The organism is Micromonospora sp. KC606, assembly GCF_004348675.1.
Classification (GTDB): Bacteria; Actinomycetota; Actinomycetes; order Mycobacteriales; family Micromonosporaceae; genus Micromonospora.
The window spans coordinates 1-2,055 of record NZ_SMKN01000387.1; the positions used below are offsets into that span (position 1 = coordinate 1).

A 2,055-nucleotide genomic window follows, 5' to 3' on the forward strand; every position below is an offset into this window, starting at 1 on the left:
CCATGCCCCCGACACCCGCACCCACGTTGCAACGCCCCAGCAACGTCTCGGACGCCCTGGCCCGGGGCCGGCTCGGCGTCCCCTCGGTGATGTTCTTCGTCCTCTCCGCCGCGGCACCGCTCACCGTGATCGCCGGCGTCGTCACCACCGGGTACGCGGTAACCGGCGTCACCGGCATCCCGCTGGCCTTCCTCGTGGTGGCCGCCGTCCTCGCGCTCTTCTCCGTCGGCTATGTGGCGATGGCCCGCCGGGTGGAGAACGCCGGGGCCTTCTACGCGTACGTCTCCCGTGGAATCAGCAGGCCGGCCGGCGTCGGCGCGGCCTGGATGGCGCTGATCGCGTACAACGCCCTCCAGGTGGGGCTCTACGGCGCGATCGGCGCGGCGTCGGCCCCCGTGTTCGGCAACCTGTTCGGCATCGAGCCGCACTGGGCGCTGGTGGCGCTGGCCGCCTGGGCCCTGGTCGCTGTACTGGGTCTGCTACGGGTCGACGTCAACGGCCTGGTGCTGGCGGTGCTGCTGATCGCCGAGATCGTGGTGATCGTCGTGTTCGACCTCGGTCAGCTCGGCAACCCGGCCGGCGGCGCGGTGAGTCTCGACGTGTTCTCCCCGACCAACCTGCTGGTGCCGGGAGTGGGCGCGGTGCTCGTGCTGGCCACGACCGGCTTCGTCGGGTTCGAGTCGGCGGTGGTGTTCAGCGAGGAGAGCAAGGATCCGCAGCGGACGGTGCCGCTGGCGACCTACCTGTCCATCGCGATCATCGCCGGGCTGTACGCGTTGTCGTCCTGGACGATGACCGTGGCCACCGGGCCGGAGAACATCGCGCAGCAGGCCGGTGAGCAGAGCGTCGAGCTGATCTTCAACCTGGCCGCCGCGCACCTCGGCGGCACCGTCGTCACCATCGGCCAGGCGCTCTTCATGACCTCGCTGCTGGCCGCGATGATCTCGTTCCACAACACCACGGCCCGGTACGTGTTCGCCCTCGGTCGGGAGCGGGTGCTGCCGGCCGTGTTCGGGCAGACCTCGCCGCGTACCGGCTCGCCCTGGGTCGCCTCGGCGGCACAGAGCCTGCTCGGCCTGGTGGTGATCCTGCTGTACGCGGTGAACGGCTGGGATCCGATCCTCCAGCTGTTCTACTGGGCCGGTGCCGGCGGCGGTTTCGGGGTGTTGCTGCTGACCGCCATGACCAGCATCGCGGTGATCGCCTTCTTCGCCCGGAACGCCTCGACGGAGAGCCTGTGGCGGCGGGCGGTGGCGCCCGGCCTGGCGGCCGTCGCGCTGGTCGCCATCATCGCGGTGGCGGTGGACAACTTCGCCATCCTGCTCGGCGTGGCGCCGGACTCCCCGTTGCGCTGGGGCGTCCCGGCGGTCTATCCGGCCGCCGCGCTGCTCGGCCTGGTCTGGGGGTTTGTGCTCAGGAGCACCCGCCCCGACGTGTACGCCCGCATCGGCCTCGGCGCGGCGAGCGCGGCGGCGGGCCTGCGGACGACCACGGGTGAGCCGGACCCGGCCGGGACGGGGGTTTCCCGGTGAGCGGGCCGACCATCGAGCGGCTCGGCCCGGGGGAGACCCGGGCGGTCGCCGAGCGGATCGCCAACTCGTTCCAGGTGCTGGCGGCGACGGGCTGGCTGGTGCCGGAGACCAGCAAGCGGGAGGCGGCGCTGGCCGGCCACTTCGAGATCCTGGTGGACCATGCCATGCGGCACGGGTTGGTCCACGGCACCGCTGACCGGGCCGGAGTGGCGGTCTGGTTCCCGCAGGTGGGTGAGCCCACGCCGGCTCCGGTCGACTACGACGCGCGGTTGGCCGCTGCCTGCGGCGAGTGGACCGACCGGTTCCGTCACCTCGACGAGTTGTTCGAGGCGCACCATCCGCGCGACGAGCACCACCACCTGGCGTTCCTGGCGGTGGCCCCGCAGCGGCAGGGGCAGGGCGTCGGCACGACGCTGCTGCGGCACCACCACGCGGTGCTGGACGCCGAGGGGGTGCCGGCGTACCTGGAGGCGAGCAGCGAGATCAGCCGCGACCTGTACGCCCGGCACGGGTACGTCGGACG

At 72.3% G+C, this 2,055-nt stretch carries 2 protein-coding genes; both read left to right on the forward strand.

Translation table 11 applies throughout. The features are described from left to right. Positions 1 to 2: 2 nt before the first annotated feature. On the forward strand, positions 3 to 1,532 hold the full coding sequence (locus E1193_RS31225; protein WP_132186710.1) for an APC family permease: 1,530 nt from the start codon (positions 3 to 5) through the stop codon (positions 1,530 to 1,532). Then, positions 1,529 to 2,055: GNAT family N-acetyltransferase (locus tag E1193_RS31230; protein WP_132186711.1), on the forward strand; the 527-nt coding region annotated here is incomplete at its 3' end. The genes E1193_RS31225 and E1193_RS31230, both read left to right, overlap by 4 nt.

Excerpts from the sequence above, each read along its gene's own strand:
- E1193_RS31225 (WP_132186710.1), top strand. The coding sequence starts at position 3 with ATGCCCCCGACACCCGCACCCACGTTGCAACGCCCCAGCAACGTCTCG.